7 protein-coding genes are annotated in these 7,045 nt (G+C 70.2%); 1 reads left to right on the top strand and 6 read right to left on the bottom strand.

Annotation, left to right across the window (positions count from 1 at the left end):
- Window positions 1–500, bottom strand: a 500-nt coding sequence (locus Dsi01nite_RS54825) for an ATP-binding protein (protein ID WP_239137224.1), incomplete at its 3' end; no start/stop codon positions are given.
- A gap of 118 nt (window positions 501–618) precedes the next feature.
- On the opposite strand from Dsi01nite_RS54825, the gene Dsi01nite_RS54820 reads away from it, so the two are divergent.
- Window positions 619–942 carry a hypothetical protein gene (locus tag Dsi01nite_RS54820; protein ID WP_203854490.1) on the top strand — a complete coding sequence of 108 codons (324 nt, stop codon included), beginning with the start codon at window positions 619–621 and terminating at the stop codon, window positions 940–942.
- Window positions 943–1,775: 833 nt separating this feature from the next.
- Here the strand turns inward: Dsi01nite_RS54820 and Dsi01nite_RS54815 are convergent.
- The 5 genes from Dsi01nite_RS54815 to Dsi01nite_RS54795 form a co-directional block, all read right to left on the bottom strand.
- Entirely contained in the window at window positions 1,776–2,537 is a 762-nt protein-coding gene (locus Dsi01nite_RS54815; protein WP_239137222.1) for a TnsA-like heteromeric transposase endonuclease subunit, read from the bottom strand.
- Between the two features lie 109 nt (window positions 2,538–2,646).
- Entirely contained in the window at window positions 2,647–4,053 is a 1,407-nt protein-coding gene (locus tag Dsi01nite_RS54810; protein WP_203854487.1) for a tetratricopeptide repeat protein, read from the bottom strand.
- Between the two features lie 157 nt (window positions 4,054–4,210).
- Complete coding sequence (locus Dsi01nite_RS54805) at window positions 4,211–5,023, bottom strand: SAM-dependent methyltransferase (protein WP_203854486.1); 813 nt, start codon at window positions 5,021–5,023, stop codon at window positions 4,211–4,213.
- 77 nt (window positions 5,024–5,100) lie between these two features.
- Window positions 5,101–6,027, bottom strand: coding sequence for a hypothetical protein (locus Dsi01nite_RS54800; protein WP_203854485.1), 927 nt, complete (start codon window positions 6,025–6,027; stop codon window positions 5,101–5,103).
- A partial coding sequence (locus Dsi01nite_RS54795; RefSeq protein ID WP_203854484.1) for a hypothetical protein occupies window positions 6,024–7,045 on the bottom strand: 1,022 nt, incomplete at its 5' end. The genes Dsi01nite_RS54795 and Dsi01nite_RS54800, both read right to left, overlap by 4 nt.

Raw genomic sequence — 7,045 nt, 5'->3', positions numbered from 1 at the left:
TGGCTGCCGCGGACGCCGGAGAACAGGCCGGCCTTCTCGACGTCGATGCCCGCGTAGAGGAACGTCGCTGGGATCCGTTCGGAGAAGTATTTGAGGGTGTCGGAGACGTCGGCGCCGTTGCGGGTGCTCAGGGCGAGGTTGTGGATCTCGTCAACGGCGACGACGCTGACCCGGGCGTCGACGGCGACGCCGCAGACGGCTTCGATGATGTCGGTGATGTTTGCCCGGCTGGTGATCGGCAGGCCGAGGAAGCGGGCGAACTCGGCGGCGACCATGCGGGGCGTTGCCGCGGGCGGGACGGTGACATAGAGGACCGGGATCCGGTCGGTCAGCCCTGGGTGGCGGGCGGTGTCGATGGCTTGGTGGGTCTTGCCGAACTGGGTGATCGCGGTGGTCTTGCCGGTGCCTGCCGGCCCGGACAGGATCAGCCCGCGCCGGGCGGACACTGCGTGCCGGTTGAGCAGGGTCAGCCGCCGACCGGTGGTGATGACGTGCCGCAACGTGGAGGTTGCGACCGCTGCAAGGCGGGTGTGGTAGTCCAGACGCAGTTCGTTGTAGCCGGCCCGGCTCGCGTCGTCGAGGTTGCTGAAGCGTTGGCGTGGCAGCAGGTCCGGTGCGGTGACCGGTTCGCTGGTGAACCGCCGCCATCCGGGCAGGGTGCTCAGGTTCGCCGATGTCGCGGCCGCGGTGCTCGACCCCGCAGCCGACGTAGCCGGCCAGATACTGGGCGAACAGCGTGCCCACCGACAAGATCGTCCGTTCGACGTGCGGTTTGTCGGTCGGGGTCGCCTTGCGGGCCGGTTGCAGGTTGATGCCCAGGAACCGGCAGGACGCGCGGAAGGTGTGGGAGATGAACGCCTTGCCGTGGTCGCAGGTGATGGTCTCCGGGACGATCACTGGGCGGGCCGCCGCATGGTGCAGCCGGGCATCGATGTCGAGTAGCCGCTGATGCGGCAGCACCGACACGGCCATCCGCAGCGCGTCGCTCCAGCCGGGGCGCATCGGCTCAGCGGTCACCGACCGGGCCAGCAACACCGACGCGTCGACCGCCTTGGTCGACGGCCGCAACACCGCCGCGGTGATCGACCGCGTAGCAATGTCGACCAGCGCGGTCAGTTCCACTCGGGCGGTCACGCCCTCGTCCAACAGGACCATCACGTCCAACGGGGTCGAGTCGATCTGCATCACCTCGCCCGGCGCGACCACGCCGACCTGCGAGAACACCGTTTCTGGGCGGGCCGCCAGTGATCGGCGGGCGCGGGCTGTGCCGGTCGTCTGCCTGCCCTGCGACAGCCGGCCGAAAAGCCGATAGAGCGTCCGCTGTGACGGCATCGGTCCCGACCAACCCTCTGCGTCCGCCAGGAATTGTCGGGTCCGCCAGAGGACGAACCCGGCAGTCCGGGTCGATGTTTCCGATGCTTCCGCGATCGCGGTCCGCATCGCCGTCACGACCTGTGCATCGACTCGGCCGGACGTCGAGGCCGGGCGCAACGCCCGCCGGTCCACCAGGCCGAGCAACCCGTCCGTCTGATAGCGCTGCCGACGGTCCCGGACGCTGCGGGCAGTGACCTTCCGCCCGGCCGCGACCAGCTCGTCGGCCTTCGCCGCCTCCCGCTCGGCCAGGCTCCGCTGCTGCGGATCGAACTGAGGGTGACCGTCCTGCTCACCGGGACGTGCGCCGGTCAGCACCTCCAAGATGTGCTGCTCCCACCACAACGCCTCCTGCAACACCGGCGCCGGAACCGTGTCCAGCAACCCGTATGCGGGTAACACGCTCACGGCCTGCTCCCAGACGCCACGCGGACGACGGACGAGCCGGCCAACACGGCAGCGTCGAGATCGGCGGCCAGGACCTGTTGCCAGAGCAGGTGAAACAACGCCGGCAACACCACGAGCGGGTCACCGACCCGAGCGGCTCCGGCCATCAGCGGCGCCGGAAACGCGAACACCTGCACCAACTGGTCGACGACGTCGGTCCGGGCGCCGTTCCGAGGATGCCGATACCGCGACAACCAGCGCAGATTCGCCGCCAACACCGGATCCATGACACCGAGCCGACGGAATGCCCAGCCGACTTCCTCGCACGCGCGAGCGGTCACCGCGAACGCCTGGGCGTCCTTGTCCGGGATCCGGTCGTCCGCGCGGACATCGACCACGACCCCGCCGCCGTCAACCAGCCGGGCGAAGAAATCCGGCGCATGACGACGCCACCCTCTCCCGACCTGCCAATACAACCAGAACGGCTGCGACGAAAATGCCGTCACCTCTCGGTCGAAGTCCAGCCGCATTGCGTGGTCGCGTTCGAGCCAGGACTCAAACCCCACGTGCCGGTCCGTGGTCGCCGACCACCACCAGCCCGGAAAGTGCTGCTGTCCCCGTGACCAGCCGAAACCGCGGATCGGTGGCAACTCCTCGAACGCCACCGCCCAGCACTGCGCCAACGAGCCACGACAGCGAGACCCCGCCGCGTCGACGAACTCGATCTCGAAGTCCGTCGCGCCGAAGTCCTCTCCGTCAGCCTCGACCTGCGTGCTCACCAACCGATCGTCTCAACCCAGCGGACAAAGTTCGATGACACAAACCCTCACGGGGACAAAGTTCGCTGGCACGAGGGACACACCTCAATGGCAAAGGACAGCATCGCGGTCACCCGCTGGTCGTGGCGGGTCGCGGTGTGGATGTGGCTGGCGTGGAGTTCGGCGGGATACCGGCGCGGGTGTTCGAGGTGGCGGGCGCTGGTCTGCTGGTGCAGACGTCGGGGGCGCGCGCGAGCGTGGTTGTGCTGTAGGCGATGGCGACACTGATGCAGTACCGGCGGGCGCGGCGGTTCAGGCCGGTGAGCCGATGGCTGGTAGTGGCGGCCTGCACGGTCGCGGCGACAACTGGCGGGGTGTCGTCTTCGGTCAGGAACAGGATGGTGGGCCGGGTGCCACCGGTCGGGTCGGTCCAGGCGACGTCGATCGTGGTGCCGCTGTCCCGGATGATCCGCACGCCACCGGCCGCGGGGTACGACGGCGACCAGAAACTCCTGGCAGCGACCAGCACCGCCGCTTGCTGTGTGGGCGGCTGTGCGACCGCGCCCGGGGTGCGGGCAGGCAAGAATGTGGTGATGGCGAGCACCGGGGCCGTGGTCGCCGCTGCGGCCGCCGGACCCATGGCAGCGGCGACGAGTGCCCAGTAGGGCAGTGACCGCCGCCGTGCCGTGCCCCGGCAATGCGGTGACGGGCCGCGTGACGGCGCTGCTGGTGATGCCGTGGCCTGCACAGACGGTGCGGCGCCCGGTGCCCTCTCGCGGCCGCGGGGTTGGACGGTGCGGTCATCGACGTAGCCGTCGAGCTCGACGATCAAGGGGTGGTGTTGGCCGAGACCGGCAGTCGCTGCCGGTAGCAGCCTGGCCGCGAGCCGCGCAGCGGCGGCGTCTCCGCCGGTCTGCTTGCGCACCTGGACGAGTTCGACACCGACCCGCACGACGTCGGTGTGGCTGGTGCCGTACTCCTCTGAGAGGCGGGCGTAGGCCGCGGTCAGGGCGGGTTCGGCCGTCGCCGGCCGACCCTGGGCGGCGGTGACGCCGCCGGCGCCGGCCGTTGCCAGCAGCACCGGCCAGCGCATCCGTTCCCGGCCGCCGGTGCCGCAGTCGATGATGTCGCGGTAGCAGGCTGCTGCCTCGTCCAGCTGGTCCTGCGCGGTGAGCAACCGCGCCTGGGTGACGATGAGCATGGCTGACTGGTACGGGCCGAGACCCGGCCGCGCGGCGAGTTCGGCGACCAAGTCGGCAGCACGGTCGGGCTGCCCCATGGCCAGCAGCGTGTCGGCGAGCATCCGGGTGGCGTCGACCGCGTCGACGTCCTCGACGATGACGCCGTGATCGAGCAGGGATCGGACCTCCACAAGCAGCTGATACGCGCCGGTGAAGTCGTAGGCAGCCAGCAGAGCACCGGCCTGGTCGACCAGCGTTCTCGGCGTTTTCGGCGCCGCATGCCTGCCATCGCCCGTCACGGTCGCGAGCGGCCCGGTGTACCGGGAACGCGTCCAGGTTGGTTGTTCGGTCTTCACGGCACCTCCGGTAGCTACATACCGACGCGTGGTCGGGCGTTGCGGGCACGGTCGAGCGTCACGGCAGTCCTTGGCTGGTGCGTGTGGTGAACGTGACCAGGTTCGGCTTTTGGCAGAGGCTGATCCAATTTGGTTGGTGCGATCCAGAACGTTGCGGCTACGGCAGCCGGGCAACGCCTGCGTAGCTGATGGCCTCGACGGGCGTGGCGTGCGGCACGCCGGCGGTGTCGGGATGCCAGTCCACGACCGAGACCAGGCCGGGGTCGAGCAGGTCGGCACCGTCGAAGAAACGGGCCACCTCCTGATAGGTGCGGGGTCGGAACGGGCCGTGACCGGCGGCGGGGTCGGTGAGGGCGGTCAACCGGCGGCGTAGGTCGGCTGCGAGCGGGTCGAACGTGGCGTGGGAGATGGCGAGGAAACTGCCGGACGGCATCGCGGCGGCGAGCTCGGCGACCGCGTGGTACGGCTGCTCGTCGTCGGCCAGGAAGTGCAGAACGGCGATGAGCAGCACCGCGATCGGCTGATTGAAGTCGAGGGTGGCGCGCAGGTCCGGGCTGCGAAGGATCGCGGCGGGGTTGCGGACGTCGGCTTCGACGTATGCGGTGGCGCCGAGGGTGTTGCTGGTGAGCAGGGCTCGCGCATGGGCCATGACGATCGGGTCGTTGTCGACGTAGACGACCCTGGCCTCCGGGGAAATCTCCTGCGCGGTCTCGTGGACGTTCGGGGCGGCGGGGATGCCGGTGCCGATGTCGAGGAACTGCCGCACGCCGGCATGCTCAGCGAGGTGACGCACGACCCGCTCCAGCAGCCGCCGGTTCTCGACCGCGGCGGTGCGCACAGCCGGGAACACCTCGATCAGCCGATGCGCTGAGTCACGGTCGGCTGCGAAGTTGTCTTTGCCGCCGAGCAAGTAGTTGTACCGGCGGGCCGGGTGCGCGACGCTGGTGTCGAACGTCGTGCTTCCCGTCATGGTTCCCGGGCTGGTTCCGGGATTGGTTCCGGCGCCGTCCGACGGCCGGCGAGACCGCGGTACGGACATGGGTGTCGTCATGGGCGTGGTCCTTGCACTGTGTCAGCGGGGCGGACGGAGGGGCCGCCGGGCGGCACGACGCACCCGGCTGACGGTGGGACGCCGGTGCGCAGTAGCGCAGCCGTGCAGCTGGCCTGGGGCGGGCATGCGCAACGGGTCCGCCGCTGGATCAGCGTGGTCGTGCTCGACTGCAGGGTGGCGTGGCCGCCGAGCTGGTAGCCGAGGACTTCGGCGGTGTCCGGGTCGATGTCGACGTTGATCGGGTGGCCGCTGGCGTCGGAGAACTGGAACTCCAGGATTCCGCTGTTGTGGCGCGGTGACTGTCCGTGCATCTCGACGCCGGGCAGCATCGCCAGGATCCGGATGACGGCGGCGCGGTGGGTGCGGTCGAGGGTGCGGACGCTGACCAGGTCGAGCAGGACGGCGACGACGGCGGTCGATCCGCTGCCGGGAGGGGTGGCGGCAGTGACGGCGTCGGCGAGGCGGACCACGTCGGCTGGGATGGGCTCGCCGATCGGGCCGTACAGGCCGCCTGCCGCGTACCGCGTGACGGTGGGCGTGGCGTCCGGGTCGGAGGGGCTCTGCTGCCACAGCAGCCCCGATCCGTCCGGATTGACCAGCACGATCGACGTCGTCTCGATGACCTGGAGGCCGGGGGTGCGGGTCCAGCGTCTTAGGTGCAGGCAGCTGGCGCTGTCGGTCTGGTGGTCGCTGGCGACCGGCCGGGCGTGCTGGGCGATGTCCAGCAGCGCGCTTTGGGATGTCCCACCGGCCGGTGCCGTCGACGCGAACGGTGCCCTGGCGCGCCACGTCGGTAAGAACGTGGCACCAGCGTCGGCGCCCGTCGTCCGGCCGGTCATCCGGCCGTTGATGAGACCCGCCACCGGTACCAGCATCAGACCGACGCCGGCCGCGGCGGCGATCCGAGTCAGGGCGTTGATCATGCGTGGGCCTCCCGGTTCCTGCGAGCGTGGATCAGGTCGACGATGTGGGCGGTGTGCTGCTCGGCATTGAGGGTTTCGCCCTCGTGGTCGTCGTCGCAGGGGCCGTGGCGATGCGCTGCGCGGTGCGCTTCCCGTCGCTGGCCGTAGGCGGAGAGAGCGGACTGCCAGCGCTGCTCGCGGACGTCGCAATTGGGTGGGTCCGGATCGGCCTTGCCGGGACCGGTGGGTTGTGGACCGGCGTACCGTTCGAGGGCGTCGAACATGATCGAGACGGCGTCGTCGTGCTGGTGGCAGCCGCCGAGCAGGTAGGCGGCGCGGATGCCGGTGAGGAGCCGGTCGAGGCGTTCCCGGTCACTGGCGGGTGGCTGATCGTGTTGGATGGTCGGCCAGGCGATGCGGGCGTGGTTGACACCGGCAGTGCAGCGGCCGACGTTGAGCAGGTAGTCGGCGAGGTCGAGCCGGATGGCAGCCTGTTCGAGCGACCTGCCGTGATCCAGTGCGGCGGTGAGCAGTTGTGCGGCGAGGTCGATGGCGTCGTCGTGGCGGCCGTCCTCGTCCGCCCGGCGCGCGGCGGTGCGTCCCGTGGCGATCCAGCGGCCTGCCCGATCGGGCCATCGTTGCCGATCGTTGGTGTAGGCGTAGTACGCCCAGGCCCGTGGCGAGGGGCTGACGTCCGGTCCCGCTGCTGTGGCGACGGCGTACATGGTGGCGACAGCGATCAGGTCGTTGTGGGGTGCCGCAGTCGCCGGGTCGAAGCCGGCGAGGCATGCGCCGAGCAGCTGCGACACGTCGGCGTCGCGTTGCTCGGTGAACAATGCCAGCGCCGCCTCGCCCGCCTCCCGCACACCGGCGAACCCTCCCGCGCCTGCGGCGGGCACGTCGGCAGTTGCATCGGCGGGAGCGTCGAGTTTCTGTGCTGCGGCCGCCAGGGTGATCAGGCATGACGGGTTGTCGCACCGGTCGCCGGCGTGGTGGGCGCGGGTGTGCGCCTGCCCTTGCTCGGCGAAGTATCCGATCA

Origin of the sequence: Dactylosporangium siamense (assembly GCF_016862795.1) — a bacterium.
Lineage (GTDB): Bacteria > Actinomycetota > Actinomycetes > Mycobacteriales > Micromonosporaceae > Dactylosporangium > Dactylosporangium siamense.
Note: the sequence above shows the minus strand (reverse complement) of the source record. Positions and strands in the feature narration are given on the sequence as shown.

What these genes read in the sequence shown, in the direction of transcription:
- Dsi01nite_RS54800 (WP_203854485.1), bottom strand. Translation starts at nt 6,027, where the DNA reads ATGATCAACGCCCTGACTCGGATCGCCGCCGCGGCCGGCGTCGGTCTG.
- Dsi01nite_RS54805 (WP_203854486.1), bottom strand. Translation starts at nt 5,023, where the DNA reads ATGACGGGAAGCACGACGTTCGACACCAGCGTCGCGCACCCGGCCCGC.